The sequence below is a fragment of the Pseudomonas sp. BP01 genome (assembly GCF_022760795.1).
GTDB classification, from domain to species: domain Bacteria; phylum Pseudomonadota; class Gammaproteobacteria; order Pseudomonadales; family Pseudomonadaceae; genus Aquipseudomonas; species Aquipseudomonas putida_Q.
The window spans coordinates 156,353-175,597 of the sequence record NZ_JAFBKA010000011.1 but is presented as its reverse complement, the minus strand read 5'-3'; the positions used below and the strand labels follow the sequence as shown (position 1 = coordinate 175,597).

Sequence of the window (19,245 nt, the reverse complement as noted above, 5' to 3'; positions counted from 1 at the left end):
CGATTACATCGAGATGTTCTATAACCCAAAACGTCGACACAGCAGTGCTATGCAGCTGTCTCCAGTAGAGTATGAGAAACGCTATTTCCTGAGCTTGGAGAGTGTCTAGGAAACCAGGGGCGATTCATCCATGCGTTCCTGAAGCGCCGCAGTGCGTTTTGAAAGCACATTTCCCGGCCGAGTGTTTTGAGCCATTCATCTGAAGGAACTCGCTCGCCGAGCCAGTCCCGAATGTGTGCCGCTCGACTCGATTTTCCGAGATTGCTGTTGCGATATCTAGTGCGTGCGTAGCTCTGCAGGAATCGTTGGTAGGCCTGAAACGCCTTAAGCTCGGCGGTATGCGATGTAGTAGGTGCAACGTCTTCAGCACTGTCATCATCAAATTCAGCACCATCCTCGTCTTCATCGTCGTTTTGGCCGAGGCTCTCAAGGAAAGTGGCCATTTCTGCGAAGACAGCTTTGTTGTGATTGTGAAGGAGGTTGCCTTGCTTCTGAATCAATTGGTCTGTGGTTGAGCGGCTGGCCTTGAGCAAAGGGTCGATACGACCTTCCAGATTGTTCCATTCTGCGTAGGCGCTCAGTAGGCCTTCTGGTCTCAGCTCTTCAACGGTGGTGAGGAGATTGTGTACGACTGTGTCTTGCAGATCCGGAGCCGAGTCTTTGAGTAAATTCGCGCCCTCTTGGAGCGAGGAGAGGAGCCGGCTTTGGTGAAATGATTTGATGTCCGCGAACCATTGCCGTGGATCATCATTGATTTCTAGAGGGGCAAATTGGCGATCATCTTTGAGAATGCACGTGCCACCGTTTCCCGTCTTGAGGATGCCAAATGTAGACCGTGCCAGCTCACGTCGGCTCTTGCTCCAGGTCTTGATGTGCTCGTCCGAAGCCGGCACGTTCTCACGACTGAAGGCCTCCTTGACGTAATGCTTTAGAAGTTCTGACGGCGTGAACATCATCCAGCGTGAGCGCTTAGTTTGAGAGCCTAACAGTAAGCGCTCGTCCAGGCTGAGAGCCTCCCAATCCAGCTTCTGACCGAGGCGCTTGATTAAGGTGGTTGTCTTCCCCGTCCCGGGTGGGCCAAGGATGATGAGCTGGTGATCTATTGAAAGGCGGAAGATTTCATCCTGAAATTTGTCGAGGATCGCTTGATCTCGAAGCGCCATGGCCTGCCGGATCTCATGACGCACACCCTCGCGAATCTTCTCAGTTTCGGACTGGCCGCTCAGCATTGCGAGGAACGCGTTGCTGTCATCAGGCTGTATGAGCTTTCTGAGGGAAGCAATCGTCTGTGGGGCTAAGCTCTCCTGGCGCCAGACGTTGTCGATGGAATCCCACAGGTCAGAACTTTTCTGAGGTTTCAGATCAAGCTTCTCTAAAATCCGGAAGCTGGCTTTCTTACCCTTTATCTCTAGCTCAATGTCCTCACCTACATCATGGGCAGCGAGACGACCGAACGGAGATCGGTAGCCCGCCAGCTTTCCGTCGTTGAGGTCAAATCCCCCAGTCGTGCGACAGATGTAGTAGGTCTCAACCTGTCCACTGTCCTTTTCCACCACTACTCGTGATACAGCCGGTTCACGAACCAGGCTCACGAGTGATTGGGTAACGGCATCAGAGATGGATGCGATCTGCCCTACGGCTGCGGCGCCCGTAAAGGTGTTAACAAACGCCAAAGCTTCTGACGCTTCACGACTCCCAGCGGCGAGCTGCTTGGAAGCAATTTGTTCAATTTGCTGGAACGAATCTAACGCGTCGCTGGCAATTTTTTCGGCATCGCTGGAACTCATTGAAGCTCTCCCTGTTTCGAACGGTCGTGGCCTGAGCGTAAGGCGGCGAGTGAGCAGCTTCCTTGGCTCAAGATGACAATGTCTGTCGTCTTATCCAAATCCTAAATCTTGGCAGCGGGAGTTGCTAGCGAATTGCCATGAGTGAGTTCGATTTAAGGTGAACCGGCATCAAAACCATACTTGCGGTCGGTCGACGACATGCTTCTGGAGCGCGTGGTGCTTCCAGCGCTAAGCACCACGCTCTCAAATGACACCTGGCTAGGTCACGGGCCTGCATTTCTTGGGCAGACTTGTTAGAACACTTCGAAGTGAGCGCAGAAGCTTTACGCGCATCAGCTTGGATCGGTTTGTGAGGCGTCCGGAGGTGGAGGCAGTCCGATCTGCTGAAAAGCCTGAGCCACATCAGGGACGGAGTTTTCCGCGTAAAGCACGCTATTCCATTGCGCCAACGATGCACGCTTGAACGCTTCCTGGAGAGAGGAGAGAAGCAGCGCTCTCACATCACCCACATACTGGATATGCAGTCGAGTCCTTTCTGTCGAGGGAAGAGCCCATGATTGATTCATGACAAGCGTAGATACGAGGCGGCGGAGACTGACCATATGTTGACCATTGGAAACGATCTCTGATCGCCTGGAAATCAAGCGCGTCGTTGGCGCGTGAGTAGTGGGCTCATCCTCAGGAAAAGCTCCGTTTTTCAGGTAGCTCCAGGTTAGAGCAAGCCACGCTAATGCTTTCGCATGCTCAGGGAATCTCATGAAGGCCCGATTGACTTCCATATCCCCGGAGAACTCCTCAAGAGATGAGCTTTCAATGATCGCGTTGGCTTGCTGATCAATCCTGGAAACAATGTTCGGAGTAAAGATGTCCTTGCGCTTTGCCAGTGCGTCAGCGAGTAACACCTTAGTGAGACCGCAGAAGTCAATGACACCGTCCTTCTGATAATCGGCAAGGATCTGACCAAAGCCATTGGGGGCCGACTTTTCAAGCTCGGCAAGGAGCCCAAGCTGCAACGGTGCTGCAGCTTCAACCCGTCGCACATAGGCCCATTGCTCTAGCATTAGTCGGTTCAGAGCTACGCTCATCAATAGGCGGCTGAACAAGCTATCGGAGCTAGCGGGCGTGTGGTCGATGGTAGAACGCCACCGTGCAGAGGCAATAGCTTCTGGCAGCTGCGAGAAAATTCTCTCATGCACGCTCAGAATGTAAGCCGGCTTTACAAGGTCAGCTAAGGTGGTGCCTCTGGTAGGTATAGGCCTAACAGTGCGTTCCGCATGGAAAGTATTCTGCTGGAAGTAGGTCAGCACATACCAAGCTCCCACCTCATGCACGGGTACCGTACCCATGAACCCATTATCAAACAGGGAAAGGAGGTGAGGGTAAGTATCAAGCTCCAATTGCGGCAAGCACATCACTAACAGCTTCAGAAAATCGTTTCGTAGGGCAATACCAGTTATCGTCTGAGCGGCGGCGGTGCTGATTGTATCTCCGCGTAAACGTGATTTCAGCGCGGCCTCACGGGGGATGCTCGAAGCCGATATCTGAGCGAAAGGAAAGGCAATGTGTGACTCACTCAGCCATTTCCGATTACGGGTACTCATCAGGCAGTAGATTTTGCTGAAAAGCTCGATCTCGTGATCTGTTGCAGGGATTGGCTCGCCAGGTTCCAGTGACAGGATGTCACGAATGGCCTGCTTCACTGCTGGCGGCTCTACGGTCTCCAACGCTTGTTCATTGGGTTTTTCATGGCTTCGTTCGCGCTCAACGCGGAGGATCTCCTCGTTGAGCGCGCGCTCGATGCTTTGTGGCGTGCGCTTCATTTAATGCTCCTTGCGGTTATGCCAGGCTTTCTACGCCGGCCTGACAGTTCAAACGCTCACGCGCTTTTTGAGGTACACGGTCGCCGGCTTCGGTGCTCCGATAGGCCGTGATAACTGCTCCTGCCACGACCAGCCCCTCGGAGAGGCTGGCGGCTCGGCCGGCATCCACGTAGCCGTGAGCCATCTCGAGCAGTACATCCTGCTCAGGTTGCTCCTTGAGGGCTTGGTGTAAGTGCCACAGTTGATGCCCCTGGCGGACTACAAGCTTGGACTCTGCCAGGTAACCCAATTTCGCTCTTCTTGGCATGACTTGCTCCATTCGATAGTAAGCAGCCTGTAGGATCTTTCGATCAGGCTGTGTCCCGGATGGGACGGTGCTCACTATCGGATACCCGCTAAATCATTGGTATATCGAAACCCCCGCGAAACTTTTTCGTCCTTCTGGAGCTAGCGGAGGAGCGGAAAATACTGCCTGCGAGGCATGCGTAGCAGATGCGAAGGCAAATAAGCGTACCGAGCGCACTGGGAGACGACACCGAGGGCGTAGCCTGATTGCCTCGCCAGGCCTGAATCTGGCAGCGTTGAAGCTGAGATCACTGAGCAGGAGTGGTGGGGAACTCCTGGTCGTACAGTCGCGGATTGATGTAAACGTCTCTGAGGAGATGCTCAAGAATGTTCATGGCCAAGCCTAGCTGCGAAGCCTTTTGTGCCGTCAACTCGTGTGCAGCCTCGTTTCCCAGCGCTCTCACCTTGTGCAGAATTTTTGCGTTCTGAGGGTTCAGAATTCCTCGGGACGCCAAGTCTTCAATTTGAAGGTAGAGGTTTTTCCCCTCGGCTTGCTTCTCCTTGCATACGCCTTCCAGGAGGGCACGCATCCCAATCGCGGCTAGTACGGGCAGCCCCCCAGAAAGTGCTTTCAGAGATTCGTCATAGATAGCTTTGAGAGGAGGGGGAAGCCACCAGAGGTCAAGTCCAAGCTTGCCGACCCCCTCCATCCGCGGCGGGTAGAGGTTTTCTATGACAGACGGCTGCAGCTGTCCATCATCATCATAATCGCAGTCTTCTGAATCGCCAGAGGCCATGCGAAACGAAAACGTTTTGCAGCCTTGGCATTGGACGATCTGATTGTCGACCCACCACTCATGGAAATTGTGCTGGTCTTCACGAGAGGACTCGACACCAGCTGAACACACAACTCGGTGAAACGTCTTTGCACAACATTTACCGTAAGGCAGTTCGAGTTCATGGCCTTCACTGGCGTGCAGGGTGTATTTGGTCGATGTCTTCATCGTGCCCATTACCTAGGGGGGGTGCCCAAAACATACCCTGCCTTCTCCATGAGGGCTAGGTCTGTAGGCGTAACGACACCACCTCATTGAGCTTCGCGCACGCTGCTCGGAGTCGTTTACCGTAATGCTGGCTAAATGGTATTGTCCAAGCATTGTCGCCTTTCGCGACTCGCCGGCACAGGAGACGCCAGCTTGGGAGCTCTGCAAAAAACGTCGCCCTTTCTATCTAGATTTGCGACGCCTAGAACAGGAGAAGACAGCATCCCGGGCTTCTATTCCCCGGAGCTCCAGATGTGGGCCGTTGAGGCTCCTGATGGAGTAGTTCCAGTCATCGCTGACGGGGCGTTGAATGAGTTGATGACCAAGACCAAGGTCAACGCAGAGCAAGATGACGAGGCATCCTGGCAGATAGAGCTGTTGACCAAGACCTACCAGAAGGTCGAAAGCGATGATGACGATCCCAGTCCTTATCGAGGTCAATCGAATGATTCAGGCCAGCTGCATCGACTCGACTCGAGCAATCATCTGCTGCAGCTCGTGACCAAAACCGATGCGATCACTGAGCGCGACGATCGGTGCAATGCCAACCACATCCTTGAGCTGATCACAAAGACCAACGTCGAGGTGGAGCGTGACGACAATGGTGATCCTACCTTCGGCTTGGACACCCGTTATTACTCGGACTGATCTGGAAGCGTCTCATGCTGTTGTTGGTGACAAATCGTCGCGATATCACGATGGATTACGTGGTTGCTGAGCTCCGCCGGCGCGGCCAGCCTTTTGTTCGACTGAATACCGAGCAGTTGCCCGAAGCGTTGTGCTCGATGGCAGGATTTCCCAAAGACGCTTGGTCAATCTCAATGGAAGGGGTGGTTGTCCGTGGTTCGCAGATAACTGCAGCCTATTTCCGTAGACCTGGAGCTCCTGTTGTACCGGATGCTGTAACGGATCCTGGCGAGAGGGCGTACATCGAGGCGGAGTGGAGCAGCTTTCTCAAAAGCCTCTACTCCCGCTTGGATGGGCGGTGGCTGAATTCACCTACAAAGATCTTCTTGGCTGAAGACAAGCCGATGCAGCTCCTCCTCGCACAGGAGATCGGCTTTGAAGTACCTCAGGCATTTGTCACGAATGACATTGCATATGCTCAAGCTATCAATGCGCTCGGCACGGCGATAGGTAAGCCTCTTCGGCAAGCTGTATTAGCGGGCGAGACGGAGCGCGTGATCTTCACCTCTCGGCTCGCTGAGATTGAGGATGATCAGGCGGAAGCGATTAGGCTAACCCCATTCATTGTGCAGTCTGAGATATTGAAGCAATACGACGTCCGAGTGACAGTCGTGGGCGAGCGGGTCTTTGCTACGGCGATCTGGTCGCAAGATAACGAGGAAACAGAAACCGACTGGCGCAAGGGGAGTCGTCCTGATCTTCGACACGAGAAAATTGATCTCCAGCGTCGCGTTCAACGTCAATGCGTGAAGCTCGTGCAGCGTCTCGGCCTCCGTTACGGCGCTATCGATCTGGTGTGTGATAGATCCGGCAAACTGTGGTTCTTGGAAATCAACCCGAACGGGCAGTGGGCCTGGATAGAGAATCTAACAGGTTATCCTATTGCTGCGGCTATCGTGGACGAGCTGACGGTGAACGTCATTGCTTAAGCTCAAAGGCTGGCTCCATTGGGTGTGGCCGACCCTAATACCATTGTCATCTGCTGAGCAGGCTGAGGATGCGGAATGGAAGCAAGGGATTGCTTCGTCTGTGCGAGAGGGAGATTGGTCGACAGACAGCGACGTGGTGTTAGAAGAGTCACGGCGTCTTTTTGATGCAGAGGTTGACCGCCGAAAGGGAGCTGATGCGAAAGCTGGTATTTACCTGGCCGCTATCACGGCGCTCATACCCGTACTTGTCTCACTATTGCCAACTCTTTGGAGCGACAAGTCGAGCAAATGGCTAGGCTGCGTTGGCCTGATTCTATTTGGATTGGCAGTGGCTTTCTTGCTGCGCGCAGGGGCTTGGGCGTTCAGAACGCTCAAAGTCGCCGGGTTCGCTCAACTTGGCCCAGGTGAGCTAGCCAATACCTGGAAAGAAACCTCACCTAAAGCGGGCTTAGCTAAGCAGCTCGCTCGCGCCGTCCTACATAACTACTCACTGGTCAACGAGAAGGTGACCGGTATCAAGATGACTCATGAATTCCTGCTTCGTGCCTTCCTGACATTCACGATTCTCCTGGTGCTCCAAGTGGTGTGGCCGGTTGGTGCCTGGGTTGTCGAGGAAATCATGAAGCTCAGAAGTGCTACGCCCCCAGCTGCGCTGATCATGTGCTATTCGTAACTGATAGCCCTGATGGATGGTCGATATGGGCTGTGCTGTATCCACCCAGTGCTCAAAGATTTTTGAGTTTGCATTAAGTTTAGCCAGGGGAGGATTTTGAGTATGTCTGTAATCATAAGCGAGGTGCTGAAGTGGATAGTGGCGTACTAAGAACGAAATTCAAGCTCGCAGTGCATGAGGCCAATGGTCAAAAGTACGAAGACTTATTTGTTCGCATAATGATGCAGTGCGAGCCGGGCTTCAAGCCTGTAAAGCCACATGGAAACATAGGTGATCGTGGAAATGACGGCTGGACTTCTGCCAGCGGAAGATATTATCAATGTTACGCCCCAGAAGATCTCGCAGGCAACACCCCGGCCGCAATTGCTAAACTTCGGAAAGATTTCGAGACACTCAAATCGTATTGGGATGGCATTTCTCCAGTGCAGGAGTTTTATTTTGTGGTTAATGACAAGTTTCAAGGTGCGTCGCCGCACATCTATGACGCGGTTTCGGCCTTGAAAGTTGAGCACGGCTTATTGAATGCGGAAGTTATACTCTCAGGCGAGCTGGAGATGAAGCTTTTTTCTCAGCAAAATGAGGTGATTGCCAACGTCGTGGGAGCTTTGGTGATTGAATCCAATGCTGAGAATGTTATCTATAAGCATTTGGTTACGCAGGCCGTTCAAAAGCTAGAGCTGGTGTATTGGTTAAATACAAGCGACAATTTGATAGCCGGGGGTATTCCAGCAAAGCTTGTGGATAGTTTTGGTGAATTTACTGCCGTTGTGTTTAGAACAAATATGCCTGGATTGAAGCCAGAATTAGAAAACGCCATTCATGGTCTGGCAGCAAGAATAGACGCTTTAGTCAGTCATTTCACGCACACAGAGCACTCATCCCTCATTAATGGCATGTGGAGTCAAGATAAAAGCTGGAAAAAAATTCAGCGCACGCCAACAGTATACAGAGAGATGGATGAGGCAAGTCAGAGTTGGAGGACGGATCTATTCATTCTTCACCGAAATTTGGTTCACGCACTTAATATTTTTGCGGCATGCGTACGCAACTCCATTGCCTCTGGTTTTTTTATGGGGCAGAGTTTCGTTGTCAATGACTCACTCGGTATCTATAATAACTTGCAAGGGTATGAGTTAATTCCGGATGGATTCATCGAGCTTGGGGAAGATTAATTGCACTGGATTCTTGAGAGCCGAATCATGTTCGGCTGTTAAGCTCGGTCATGCTATGCGGCTGCATATTGACAGCAATTGATTGTCATCTTTGTTGAGATTTCCCGCGAGGTAGAGTGGTGAGTGTTTATGTTGTGTTGGATTCAAATATTTACTGCTATGATTATTTCTTTCAGAGTGGCGCCTTTAAATACCTGATTAGATACGTGAACAACATTGATGCGACCCTTCTACTGCCGCAGGTTGTAATCGATGAAGTAAAGAATGCGCGTGATCGCTCAGTTCTTGAAGAATTACAAATCATTGAGAAATCGCAGCAGGCACTAAAGCGAGTCTCGAAAAAGGACTTTTCCGGCCTTGTTCACGAGGTGGAAGAATATGATCTTCTGAAGAGGATTTCGGCCCAGGTAAGTAATGTAAAGATTGTTCCGTATTCCGCCGTAAGCAATGCGGAAATCTTTGCTCGCGCGCTTAAAGTCAAGCGTCCCTTTAAGGCTGGCGAGAAAGGATATAGGGATACTCTTTTATGGTTGTCCTTGATGGAACATCTCAAAGCTGAGGGTGCGCCGGCAGAGGTGGTGTTTATTAACTCTAATAGACATGATTTTTATACAGATAAAATAATCGCATTTCACCCTGATTTGCTCGAAGATCTCAAGGCGATTTCATTCGTCGAAATGGTGCCCTATGGCTCTGTCGCCGATTTTGTAGCAACCATAGACAAGGTCGAGCATGCATTCGATCATGCAAGTGATATTGCGCTATTTGAAAATTATGTAGAAGATGAGGCTATAGATTATTTACAATCTATGGGCGCCAATGTCCTGCAATCATTAGACTTCAGTCTTGCTGATGGCGGAGGGTTGCTTATGCATGCAACTGATGTTAGAGCTAGTATTGGGGAGGGTGTAGAGGATTACAACATAGAAAGCATTAGTAGGTATGATGACGAAAAGGTGTTTGTTTCATATATACACGACTTGCGAATATTTTTCTTAGACGTGACAGTGCCGCAAGCCGCGTATGACCTGTATAGGTCTTGCTTGAGGCACAGTCGCCACCTGTATAACACTGAAGAAGGTGCAGGTGAAGTAATTTTAAGATTCTCATTACGCCCTACTTTTCAAACAAGCTTCATATATGATGTTAAGCATGAGGTTTGTAGTGGCTATACTGGAGAGATTTTATCGATCCGGTGAATATCGTTTTGGCTCTATCAGGGCGCCGTGCTGCTATGGCGCTCTGTGACGCTCGCGGCCAGTTGAATTGCGTATATGCTTGACAAGCCTCAGTAGTATTAGTCTTGCCGTCATTTGTAGCGTAGCTAGCAGATTGAGTTATCGGCTAGTCTCAAGGAAACAATGTATAAGGATTTCTGATGTCTGCTGGTTTTATCTATATATTACAAAATCCTGTTTATGATCCTTACGTAGTAAAGATCGGGTTCTCCAAGCGAGAGCCCGACTTACGTGCGCGGGAAATTTATGATGGTGCAACAGGGGTTCCAGTACCGTTTGAAGTTGCTAGTGCTTATTCGGTGGGTGACTGCAGGCTTGCCGAAAAAAGAACGCACAAGCGAATGGCTGCATATCGCTTGAGTGGGCGGCGAGAATTCTTCCGTACGGCGCCGCATGTAGCTGCAGCAATTGCGTATGATACTTGTGTAAAGATCAACGTAGAGTTGGGGCTTCCGCCTCCTGAGATGTATGAAACGGGCGTGCTCAAGGATCGCAAACATGACACGGATGAATGTTCCGAGGCGTACCAAGAGAGCTCTTTTGACGCTGAGAGCGTCTGGCAAGTCGATCCATTCCGCCTGAGAGAATCTCCGCTGGGGACGAGTACCTTGACAGCAGAGCAGTCGGATAGAATTGAGATTCTAAAGATGCAGCTTGCGCAAGTCTATCCTGATAAGATTCATGAGATACTAAGCGGATTCAGTCGTGACAAAAATCCTGAAAAGGAAATCAAGATTTGGGAGTACATCACTAAAGCCTACCTGACAGTTGAGCAGGTGGATTTTGCAAGTGACGATCTGAGGCATGAAGCGTTTGACTTGCTTTTGATGCGCTCCGTGGCTCCAACTGGCAAGGTCTTAAGTGATAACAAGTTGGAGCACTTAACCTCCAAGGCTGCTAAGCGCCTGCTGCGCGCATACGAATTAAAACCGATGCCTATTAGTGTTCGCCCTTGGTCATCTTTCAAAGCTCTATCTTGAGTGCTCGTGAAAAATAAGCACAAACTTCGCTTTCATCTAGGGCCTATGTGAGGCAATGTGGCTGAGCCGAGCCATTGCGAGGGCGTGGAGCGGTATCGCGTTCACAATTGGCAACTTATTGCCCCGGCAGGCTATTAGATCATCTAAAATATTGCTGTCGAGTAAAACACGGCGACCAACAGTCACTCAGTCGAACTTTAAGCATTGAGTCGGTCGATGATCGCCGCCACCGCCGCAAGCCGAGCTGCGGCAGAACGGCATGTCTGTATTCAGCAGCTAGTAAATAGAGCGCTCAAGCCAACGTAATATCCAAGCGCAGTTAGAAACATGCCTACCAATGCAAAAGAGAGGCTAATCTTATCTGCTTTAGATAGATCCTTGAATTTACCGGCATAGACGCTTGACTTCATAGTGAGCTGCCAGGCAGGCAGCAACAAGCCGACAAACGTGCAAAAGGCAGCAATACCTGCCAAAGGCTTGATGAGGAAAGAACATATTGAAACAACTAAGGCAAAGACTGCAACAATCCAAAAAAAATGGCGAACGAGCAATCGCCCGCCTTCAGGAGCAGACTGGCCGGGTGTTGGGGTTGTCATTTTTCATCCTTGTAGGGCTACGATATCAAAGAGCCACTATATAGGGGTATTGAAATGAACTCCATGACCCTCCGGCAGCTGAGCCACAGCCCGATCTAATGGCGCCTAAGTATTTTGCCTTTGCTCAGTCCTCCTGCCTCCTGATGAGGCCGCCAAACTGTTGAGCAGGCTCTACATAGCGAAGCGCCGACTTCATGTCGCTCCAGCCGACGTACTCCATCAGCGTCTTGATGTCCCAGCCTGAACTAGCTGCCCAGGTGGCAAACCCTCTCCGGATCGAATGGGCACTGTACATCTCGGAGGGCAATCCACACCGATTCAGGGTGTCGCGAAGCAGGGGGATCAGGCTGTGGGCGGCAAGTGGGCGATCACTGATGTTGCCCCAGCGATCAATCTTCCTGAGCACCCCGCCTCGGGTTATGCCGGCAACTTCAATCCAGTTCAGGTACACCTCCCTGGGCAGAGCTTGCTCGGCGATGGTGTTTTGTACTCTCGGCCAATGTTCTGCTGATATCCCTTGGTAGCTCCCAAGTAAAACCTGATCCTTACGTAGCGCTCGGTATGCGTGTTCTCGATCGTGAGCCTAGCCGATTCTTTAGAGAGAGCTCAGATGAGAGAGCTCCTGTGTTTTACTTTGATTTGGACGAGCGTTCGAAAATAGCATCGAAGTCTAGGACAAAATCCAGCTTTACCTTTGAGCCTTCGCCTGCCTGAACATCAGCAGGGATTAGAGAGCAATTCTCGACGCGATAATCACCGGACAGAAAATTTTTGAGCATTGGATCCATGCCAGATTCTCCTTGCAGAAGTTTTTCCCGGCCAGCTAAAACCTCAACAAGCAAGGCAGAGGGGATTTCCAGGCTCATACCATTGTTTCCAGTTGTCATGCGGATACTCCACAGTAGCTTCCGTGCGAGACCCTTGTCAGGTGTCTGGTAATGATTGAGTTCAAATGAGTATTTCCAGCGGTTGAAATGAAGCTGCTGCAGAGCTCCTACGACACCCGTGCTCATGGGCACCTTAGCCCTGGAGTTAAGGTACAGCCAGGGATGGGCGAGCTTTTTCACCTGAGTGAAGGCTTGGAAGACGTGCTTAATCTCCACGGTAATTACACAGCCCACCGAGGTCGTCTCGCTGAATGCTAGGTGTACGGCCTGATCGGCGGTAACCACTGCCGGCGCAGAGCTTCGGGCCAGCGCTCTGCTGGTATCAGAGCCTACGCAAACAATGCGCATGCCCTCAACAGTGTGTTGGCTGGCTTTGCGCTTTATGATTTTGTACAGCTGGTGCTGCCTCGGATCTTTAGGCGCTTCCTGTACCAAGCCGCCACCGCTTGCGGACGTAGCTGATGGGACATAGGAGGCTTGAAAACTGAAATCGGGGTGCTCGGCAGTAAAGGGTGCTAAAGGAGCATTCTGGATTCGTTCAAATAGATCATTAATGTAATCGCCCTTGAAAAACTTCTTGAGCTCGTGCTGCTCTGGCAGGCGACGCTCATAGCCCGCACTTGTCGCCACACCGGTAAACCTGAGAGAAATCTTTTCAGGGGCCACGTCTCGGGTCTGGGCATGTTTGCGCATCCCCAATGTCAACTCGCGTGACTGACGCTCTTGCTTCCAAAATTTATCGTAAAGGAATGCGACCTCAACCCAGGCTTGGGTTCCATCAGGTAGGGTTAACCTAATGTCAGGGCTGTTGTGGGTTGGCTCGTACTCAACCTTGCCAAGCGTAGCAAATGCTTGAATTGCAAGTAGCTCGAAAATTGCGGCCGAGCGATTCTCCGATTTGGTCAAATTGCCCCGAATCTGAACCAGAGGTTGCTGTACGAGACGCTCACATTCGATCAGTAACTCTCTAACTTGCTCTTCCTTCAGCATCTAGATTAACTCCGCATTGCGATGTCGACATATGCTCACGATCATCCAAGGGTATGGTGTGAGTAATCACTCAGTTAGCTCCTCAAAAGCGCGAGAAACGAGGGCTGCGACGGCATCAATCGTGGCTGAGACTTCTATATCGCTTGGCTTCTGAAGAACCGCTGCCTGATTCAACAAGCAAAAAACCAGCGATCCTTGGACATTGTCCGCGAGCATTTTTACGGCTTCATTCGAGGCGTCAGTTACCGAGATGTGGGATCTCAGGAAGTCGTAAAACACCTGCGAAACAGCATTTACCCCTTGGTGATACCACAGGGCGCCGACGCTTGGAAAGCGCCCGGCAGTCCCCATGACTATCCTATAAAAGCTCACCTGGCGCTCGCTCAGCGCCAGAGTGACGTAGCCCCTAGCAAGCTTGTAGAACCCTGTCGAGAAGTCCAGGTTGGCGTAGGAAATCTGGCATAACTCGGCCGAAAATTTTGCGCAAAAGTCTTGAACTACGGCCTCGAATAGCTGTTGCTTACCGCCAAAAGCTCGGTATAGCGTCGCTCGAGACCCGCCGGATTTCGCAATCACATCATCCAGCGTGACGCTGTCATACCCCAACTCCAAAAACAGATCTGTTGAAACCGTCAGGAAGCTTTCGAGGCGCTCGCGCCCTTTGGGCGTTGGTGGGGTAAATTCTTTACTCACGGTCATGTTCCGGGCTAGGAAGCGGTAAGTCTGCCATGACACCGTGAGAGAGAAAATATCAGACCTTGCTGAGGTGGCGCGCCGCCACTGGAGGTGCAGATGCAGATCGACTGTATAACTGTTGACCTCGCCTCTGAATGGCTTGGGCGCCCCTGGCGCCCGAGCTTAGAAAATGTTGATCGGAAACTCGGTAATCAGCCTGACCTCATCGATGTCAAGGTACCTGTAGCCGCTGGTAGCCCGGTGCGTTGATTGCCTCAGGCGAAACGACATATCGCGCGCCGGCCCGGATTGGATCACGTACTTGATGTCGAAATTTCTCTCCCAATGCTTGTTGTCCTTGTCGCTGTCGTACACGTATCGAGCGGTGTAGTAGGGGTTATGACTGTGCGAGTTATCCATTCCATCCCCCCGGACATACCTGGTCATGAAGCTAAGCCCTGGTATGCCTAAAGCTGCGAAATCGTAATCGTACCTCAGTTGCCACGACCTCTCGTTGGCTTCCGTGAACGTTGCGTACTGAACCGCGTTGCCTATCGTGATGGTGCCGCCCATGGTGCCAAAGCCGATCCAATCTAAAGGCTCGTCACCGTTGATCCTCTGGTGAATGACTGAGAGTGTGTGACCACCGGTGGTGTAGGCAGTGGAAAATGACCAGGAGGTATTGTTTATGGGGCCCGCGAGGCTTTTGCCATAGTTCAACGTACGGTAAATGTTGAAGTCGAAAGCTATTCTTTGGCCTTCGTCAATGGCGTAAGTATATTTAGTGTTGCCATAGTATTGATGCCAGGCATCTTCCAGCTGACCTGCATAGAGGGCTAGCGATAGATTTCCTTGTTGGTAGCGGCCACCAATGAAACTAGCTGAGTCATAAGTGATCGCAGTACCTCCACGTTTGAGGGCGTAGTCGGTTGTGAATTTATCGTCGCTGTTGGAGGAGTCAACCCCAGTCTGTTTCGTGTAGTGGCCTGCCTCCAAGGTGAAATTGTCAAATTCGTTGACGTTCAACTGAAGCCCCGTGGCGGCGCTGGGAAATAGCCGGACAGTATTCACCGCCAGTACAGGTGTCATTGGCATCTGTTCGCCATACTTCAGCGTACTCTTTGATGCCCGAAGCTTCAGAGCGGCACCAACCCTGGAATACTCATCGCCAGGCTTGCCATCGCCGTCGATGGGTAGCAGTCGCAAGCCTGCGGTACCGCCTCCTGCGCTAAGCTTGAGGCCTAGGATTGCATTGGCATCTACCCCAAGACCGACTGCTCCGGGTGTAAAGCCGGACTGAAAATCCAGAATAAAGCCTTGGGCCCACTCCTGTGCGTATCCATTTCTTTCGTTAACGGGCTTGAAGGCGTTAGTCCCGGTGGCGCTTGAACTGCCGTTACGGAAATCTCGATGGAAGAAAAAATTCTTATTGGTAAGCCGGAGTTTTGCATCATCAAAGATTGGGTATTCCGCTGCATTTGCCTGAAGCGAAGAGATGCAGAGAGCGCCCATTAGCATTGTGCAATGGCGTGACATTTTATGTACCTTCCTTATTGTTGTTGTTTGGAGAGGTAACTCATTTTTATGAGGGTTTTATGGCCAGGAATTGTCGTTTGAGTTTGCTAATCCATTAGTGTGCGCGTGCGCAATATTATGCAGGCATGCAGGCATGCCTGCGGCATTGAGGTTGGAATAACGACGCTTTAGTACCAAAAGCTAGGTTTTGATCTCAAAATGATCGAGGCAACTCGAGCCAGCGTTCACCCAGCAGGTTTGCAAGCATGTCATCGGTCAGTGGTGCAAAAGAGTAGAGGCGGATATCTCGGTAGTAGCGTTGCATCGGATATTCCAGGTCAAAGCCTGCTCCGCCCATCGACTCCATGCCAACCCTCACCGCTTCGTTGGCAGCTTTGTTGGCGGCAAGCTTTGCGATGGCGCTGGAAACCTCGATGTTCTGTTGACCTTGCTCCTCCGCAATCGCAGCCATTTGGGTCGTGAGCCATGCTTGCTCTAGTGCGACGCCGGCGTATACCAGCCGATGCTGCAGCGCCTGGAATTGACCAATGGGTCGTCCGAATGCTTTACGATCTCTGGCGTACTCGACTGCCAGTTGCTGAGCGCCTCGACCAATGCCAACAGCGACCGCAGCGGCGTTCAGTCGCTCAGAGTTGAGCGTGCTCAACACTTGGATGAAGCCCTGATCTACTTCGCCCAGCACTGCGTCATCCGAGAGCTTTACGTCGTCGAAGGCAACAGAGCAGGTGTCGTAGCTGTTGATAGCGAAGGTATTGATCTCTGTTGCCGAAACGCCAGGTGCTGACTTATCGACGAGGAACATGGTTACGCCGCGCGAGCGGTGCTCGCCGGTGCGAGCGAGGACAATGAGCAGGTCAGCGTGGATTGCGCCACTGATCCAGTATTTGCCACCGGTTAGTCGCCAACCGTCATCGACCCGCTTCGCCTTGGTGCGCATCGCCTGCAGGATGTCAGTGCCACCGCTTTCTTCAGTCAGGCAGAACGATGCTTTGATCTCGCCGGCGCAAAGTCTCGCCAGATATTGATTTTGCTGCTGCGGCGTCCCGTATTGGCTGAGGAGTCGAGTAGCCATGAACTGGACGACGCCAAAGACTGCCATGGAGGTTGCTCTCCGACCTAGCGCCTCCAAGGTCAGAACTTGAAGCTTAGGCGTACCACCGGATCCTCCAAATTCTTCGCCGATACCCACGCCCCAGACGCCAAGCTCAGCCAGTGCTCTATGCAGGTCGAAATCAAATTTCTTGGCATTATCCAGCTTCTGTACATGCTCAACAGGTGCCACCCGCTTGATGGTACCTTCCACTGCATCGCAGAACAGTTGCTCTTCTTCGGATAGGTTCAAAAACATCCTACTCTCCTGGGCTTCTTATTGGTTGCAAAGGAGCCGGGGCTATTTGCCTTCCCGGCCGCTGGCGTGGAAATCTGTCAGTCAGCTTTACCGACAGCAAGGGCATGCTTAGGCATGAGCGTGAGCATGCAGAGGGCTGCGATCACCATGATCAGGCTGATCGCATACATGCCAGCGTGATCCTTACCGGTCAGTTCGCGCGCGAGGCCAATGATCGAGGGCGCTGCAAAACCACAGAGCGAGCCTAGCGAGCTGACCAAGGCAATCCCAGCCGGCGCGCTTTTGCCTTTGAGGTATGTTGCTGGAATTGCCCAGCAGACGATGATTGCCCCACTGAACCCGAACGCTGCTCCACCCAATAGGGCTAGGGACAGGGGGAGGGAGGTAGAAAGGGTAGAGAGGGATAGCATTGCTGCCCCGAACAAGATGCTGATGCAGTAATGCATTCGTCGCTCGCGCCGTAGGTCAGAGCTGCGGCCGATCAAAATCATCCCAAGAGCGGCGCAGGTAAACGGGATCATTGCGTAGAGCGAAATGTGGGTGATGCTGGAAACGCCGAGCTTTTGGATAGTAGTCGGTAGCCAGAAATTGAACGCGTAGGTACCGAGAGCAGAGCTGAAATAGAGGAATGCAAGGACATACACTTTCGGGTCGATGAGAGCGCTGAATATCGCCTCGCCACTGTGTGGGTTGACTGCTTCTGGGTCGAGGGTTGCTCTGTCATGAGCCATCAGCTCTTGATGTAGAGCCTTCTCCTCGGTGCTGAGCCAGTGCGCCTGTTCGGGTTTATCGCAAAGCAAAAGGAAGCATGCGATCCCGATGAAGATGATTGGTACAGCTTCCAGCAAGAAGAGCCACCGCCATCCCGCCAGGCCAGAAACACCATTCATTGACTCCATGATGATGCCTGAAATTGGGCCGCCCAGGATGGGGGCAACAAGCGTGGCAAGCAGAAGGGTGCCGGTCACTCGACCGCGCATATAGCTTGGGAACCAGTAGCTCAGGTAGAGAATCACGCCAGGGAAGAAGCCAGCTTCGAAGATCCCAAGCAGCAAACGCAAGATATAGAGCTGCTGAGCGGTGGTGACAAGCATGGTGGCGGCCGATGCAAGCCCCCAGAGCACCATGATTCTCGTCATGGTTTTTCGGGCGCCTATCTTGTCTAGCAGCAGATTGCTTGGGATCTCAAACAGGGCGTAGCCAATAAAAAAGATGCCGGCCGCAAAGCCGTATTGGCTTTCCGTCAAGCCTAGGTCGGGGAGCATCTGAAGCTTCGCATAGCCGATATTCACCCGATCAAGGAAGGCGAAGATGTAGGCGACAAAGATCAGAGGGATGACGCGCAGTGCTATTTTTCGAAAAAGCACACGATTGATTGCGGTTGCTTCAGCAAGGCTCCAGCTGGAGGCGTCGATCGTCGATTTCATGGTGAGTCCAGTGTTGTTATTGTGCGGACTTCGAATGAAAGGCGCGCGTGGACGCCTTTCACCATTTAGGTCTTACTCAGCATTGACGGTATTTTTGAGTGTTCCGATTCCCTCCACTTCAACTTCAACAACATCACCAGGTTTCATCCAGAGCGGCGGGGTACGGAATGCACCCACACCACCTGGGGTTCCAGTCGCGATCACATCTCCCGGCAGGAGCTCGGTGAAGGTTGAGATGTACTCGATCAACTCAGGAATTTTGAACAGCAGATCGTCAAGACCTTCACGCTGTACCACCTCGCCGTTCAAGCGCGTTTCCAGGACGAGGCTGTTGATATCGGTGATTTCCTCCTTGGTGACGAGCCAAGGGCCAAAGCTACCGCTCCCGACAAAATTCTTACCCGCAGTGAACTGAAGGGTGTGTCGCTGCCAGTCACGAATGGATCCGTCGTTGAAGAGGCTGTAACCAGCAACATGCTGCAGAGCGTTCTCTTTTGAGATGTGCCGACCCGCTTTGCCGATCACGATCGCCAACTCGCCCTCAAAGTCGAAAGCGGTAGATGCCTTGGGCTGGATGAGTGGCTGATCGTGACCAACCTGGGCGCTCGCGAATCGCGTGAACAGGGTGGGGTGCTTTGGTACTTCGCGGCCAGTCTCGACAATGTGCTTGAGATAGTTCAGGCCAACGCACAGAACCTTGTCGGGATTTGGAATGACTGGAAGCCATTGAACCTGTTTTACGCTCAGAACCGGCGCGTCGCGCAGCGCAGCGAGTTCAGCTAAACCGTCACTCGATTCTAGAACGGAGCGCAAGTCGGAATAGCATTGACCGAGCACTGCGCCAGCGTCCGAAACGGTGTCGCCACTGACGACACCGTACGAACTGCGCCCGTCATAGATGAAGGATGCAATTTTCATGGACAAAATCTCTCAGGATTAACCCAGGACAATGAGAACGTGCCCGTCGTCGACGGTATCGTTTTCTACGACCTTGATCTCTTTAACGACGCCCGAGTCATCGGCCTCTACCGGGATCTCCATCTTCATGGATTCCATGATGATGACTTCATCGCCGAAGTTGACCTCCTGGCCCACCTGGACGTTGATCTTCCAAATGTTTCCGGCCATTGGTGCTTTGATTTCGCTCATCAGCTAAATCCTTTCTAATTATC

The 19,245-nt window shown here is 51.9% G+C and carries 19 protein-coding genes; 7 read left to right on the top strand and 12 right to left on the bottom strand.

Annotated elements, in window-relative coordinates:
* On the top strand, positions 1-109 hold a 109-nt coding region (locus JOY50_RS12535), incomplete at its 5' end, for an IS3 family transposase (RefSeq protein ID WP_135192744.1).
* 2,010 nt (positions 110-2,119) lie between these two features.
* On the opposite strand, the gene JOY50_RS12530 is transcribed toward JOY50_RS12535, so the two are convergent.
* The 3 genes from JOY50_RS12530 to JOY50_RS12520 all read right to left on the bottom strand — a co-directional run bounded on the left by JOY50_RS12530 (position 2,120) and on the right by JOY50_RS12520 (position 4,896).
* Positions 2,120-3,607, bottom strand: coding sequence for a hypothetical protein (locus tag JOY50_RS12530; RefSeq protein WP_243055299.1), 1,488 nt, complete (start codon positions 3,605-3,607; stop codon positions 2,120-2,122).
* A 16-nt stretch (positions 3,608-3,623) separates the two neighbouring features.
* The gene (locus JOY50_RS12525) at positions 3,624-3,914 is read right to left on the bottom strand and encodes a hypothetical protein (RefSeq protein ID WP_237858425.1); all 291 of its coding nucleotides are present in this window, start codon (positions 3,912-3,914) and stop codon (positions 3,624-3,626) included.
* A gap of 286 nt (positions 3,915-4,200) precedes the next feature.
* Positions 4,201-4,896 (bottom strand): DUF4145 domain-containing protein, encoded by a 696-nt coding sequence (locus JOY50_RS12520; protein WP_243055298.1) that lies wholly within the window; start codon positions 4,894-4,896, stop codon positions 4,201-4,203.
* 357 nt (positions 4,897-5,253) lie between these two features.
* On the opposite strand from JOY50_RS12520, the gene JOY50_RS12515 reads away from it, so the two are divergent.
* The 6 genes from JOY50_RS12515 (at position 5,254) to JOY50_RS12490 (ending at position 10,614) form a co-directional block, all read left to right on the top strand.
* On the top strand, positions 5,254-5,583 hold the full coding sequence (locus JOY50_RS12515; protein ID WP_243055297.1) for a hypothetical protein: 330 nt from the start codon (positions 5,254-5,256) through the stop codon (positions 5,581-5,583).
* 14 nt (positions 5,584-5,597) lie between these two features.
* Entirely contained in the window at positions 5,598-6,551 is a 954-nt protein-coding gene (locus tag JOY50_RS12510; protein ID WP_243055296.1) for a hypothetical protein, read from the top strand.
* Positions 6,544-7,224, top strand: a complete 681-nt coding sequence (locus JOY50_RS12505) for a hypothetical protein (protein WP_243055295.1) — start codon at positions 6,544-6,546, stop codon at positions 7,222-7,224. The genes JOY50_RS12510 and JOY50_RS12505 overlap by 8 nt, the downstream gene beginning before the upstream one ends.
* Positions 7,225-7,355: 131 nt before the next feature.
* Positions 7,356-8,396 carry a hypothetical protein gene (locus JOY50_RS12500; RefSeq protein ID WP_243055294.1) on the top strand — a complete coding sequence of 347 codons (1,041 nt, stop codon included), beginning with the start codon at positions 7,356-7,358 and terminating at the stop codon, positions 8,394-8,396.
* A gap of 116 nt (positions 8,397-8,512) precedes the next feature.
* Positions 8,513-9,595 carry a PIN domain-containing protein gene (locus tag JOY50_RS12495; RefSeq protein WP_310738026.1) on the top strand — a complete coding sequence of 361 codons (1,083 nt, stop codon included), beginning with the start codon at positions 8,513-8,515 and terminating at the stop codon, positions 9,593-9,595.
* A 179-nt stretch (positions 9,596-9,774) separates the two neighbouring features.
* Positions 9,775-10,614 (top strand): GIY-YIG nuclease family protein, encoded by an 840-nt coding sequence (locus JOY50_RS12490; RefSeq protein ID WP_243055293.1) that lies wholly within the window; start codon positions 9,775-9,777, stop codon positions 10,612-10,614.
* Between the two features lie 269 nt (positions 10,615-10,883).
* On the opposite strand, the gene JOY50_RS12485 is transcribed toward JOY50_RS12490, so the two are convergent.
* The 9 genes from JOY50_RS12485 to JOY50_RS12445 form a co-directional block, all read right to left on the bottom strand.
* A complete protein-coding gene (locus tag JOY50_RS12485) occupies positions 10,884-11,210 on the bottom strand; it encodes a hypothetical protein (RefSeq protein WP_243055292.1) in 327 nt (108 codons plus the stop codon).
* Between the two features lie 124 nt (positions 11,211-11,334).
* Positions 11,335-11,661, bottom strand: a complete 327-nt coding sequence (locus JOY50_RS12480) for a tyrosine-type recombinase/integrase (RefSeq protein WP_243055291.1) — start codon at positions 11,659-11,661, stop codon at positions 11,335-11,337.
* Between the two features lie 178 nt (positions 11,662-11,839).
* Complete coding sequence (locus JOY50_RS12475) at positions 11,840-13,087, bottom strand: hypothetical protein (RefSeq protein WP_243055290.1); 1,248 nt, start codon at positions 13,085-13,087, stop codon at positions 11,840-11,842.
* A gap of 66 nt (positions 13,088-13,153) precedes the next feature.
* Complete coding sequence (locus JOY50_RS12470; RefSeq protein ID WP_243055289.1) at positions 13,154-13,780, bottom strand: TetR/AcrR family transcriptional regulator; 627 nt, start codon at positions 13,778-13,780, stop codon at positions 13,154-13,156.
* 165 nt (positions 13,781-13,945) lie between these two features.
* Positions 13,946-15,298 carry an OprD family porin gene (locus JOY50_RS12465; protein WP_243055288.1) on the bottom strand — a complete coding sequence of 451 codons (1,353 nt, stop codon included), beginning with the start codon at positions 15,296-15,298 and terminating at the stop codon, positions 13,946-13,948.
* Positions 15,299-15,491: 193 nt separating this feature from the next.
* Positions 15,492-16,646 (bottom strand): acyl-CoA dehydrogenase family protein, encoded by a 1,155-nt coding sequence (locus JOY50_RS12460; protein ID WP_243055287.1) that lies wholly within the window; start codon positions 16,644-16,646, stop codon positions 15,492-15,494.
* A 77-nt stretch (positions 16,647-16,723) separates the two neighbouring features.
* The gene (locus tag JOY50_RS12455; RefSeq protein WP_243055286.1) at positions 16,724-18,073 is read right to left on the bottom strand and encodes an MFS transporter; all 1,350 of its coding nucleotides are present in this window, start codon (positions 18,071-18,073) and stop codon (positions 16,724-16,726) included.
* Between the two features lie 72 nt (positions 18,074-18,145).
* On the bottom strand, positions 18,146-18,991 hold the full coding sequence (locus JOY50_RS12450; RefSeq protein ID WP_243055285.1) for a fumarylacetoacetate hydrolase family protein: 846 nt from the start codon (positions 18,989-18,991) through the stop codon (positions 18,146-18,148).
* Positions 18,992-19,009: 18 nt separating this feature from the next.
* Complete coding sequence (locus tag JOY50_RS12445; RefSeq protein WP_243055284.1) at positions 19,010-19,222, bottom strand: biotin/lipoyl-containing protein; 213 nt, start codon at positions 19,220-19,222, stop codon at positions 19,010-19,012.
* Between the last annotated feature and the right edge of the window lie 23 nt (positions 19,223-19,245).

Coding starts and splice junctions, on each gene's coding strand:
- JOY50_RS12485 (WP_243055292.1), bottom strand. CDS start 11,210: ATGACAACCCCAACACCCGGCCAGTCTGCTCCTGAAGGCGGGCGATTG.
- JOY50_RS12450 (WP_243055285.1), bottom strand. CDS start 18,991: ATGAAAATTGCATCCTTCATCTATGACGGGCGCAGTTCGTACGGTGTC.
- JOY50_RS12510 (WP_243055296.1), top strand. CDS start 5,598: ATGCTGTTGTTGGTGACAAATCGTCGCGATATCACGATGGATTACGTG.
- JOY50_RS12445 (WP_243055284.1), bottom strand. CDS start 19,222: ATGAGCGAAATCAAAGCACCAATGGCCGGAAACATTTGGAAGATCAAC.
- JOY50_RS12520 (WP_243055298.1), bottom strand. CDS start 4,896: ATGAAGACATCGACCAAATACACCCTGCACGCCAGTGAAGGCCATGAA.
- JOY50_RS12530 (WP_243055299.1), bottom strand. CDS start 3,607: ATGAAGCGCACGCCACAAAGCATCGAGCGCGCGCTCAACGAGGAGATC.
- JOY50_RS12515 (WP_243055297.1), top strand. CDS start 5,254: ATGACCAAGACCAAGGTCAACGCAGAGCAAGATGACGAGGCATCCTGG.
- JOY50_RS12455 (WP_243055286.1), bottom strand. CDS start 18,073: ATGAAATCGACGATCGACGCCTCCAGCTGGAGCCTTGCTGAAGCAACC.
- JOY50_RS12490 (WP_243055293.1), top strand. CDS start 9,775: ATGTCTGCTGGTTTTATCTATATATTACAAAATCCTGTTTATGATCCT.
- JOY50_RS12475 (WP_243055290.1), bottom strand. CDS start 13,087: ATGCTGAAGGAAGAGCAAGTTAGAGAGTTACTGATCGAATGTGAGCGT.
- JOY50_RS12525 (WP_237858425.1), bottom strand. CDS start 3,914: ATGCCAAGAAGAGCGAAATTGGGTTACCTGGCAGAGTCCAAGCTTGTA.
- JOY50_RS12460 (WP_243055287.1), bottom strand. CDS start 16,646: ATGTTTTTGAACCTATCCGAAGAAGAGCAACTGTTCTGCGATGCAGTG.
- JOY50_RS12465 (WP_243055288.1), bottom strand. CDS start 15,298: ATGTCACGCCATTGCACAATGCTAATGGGCGCTCTCTGCATCTCTTCG.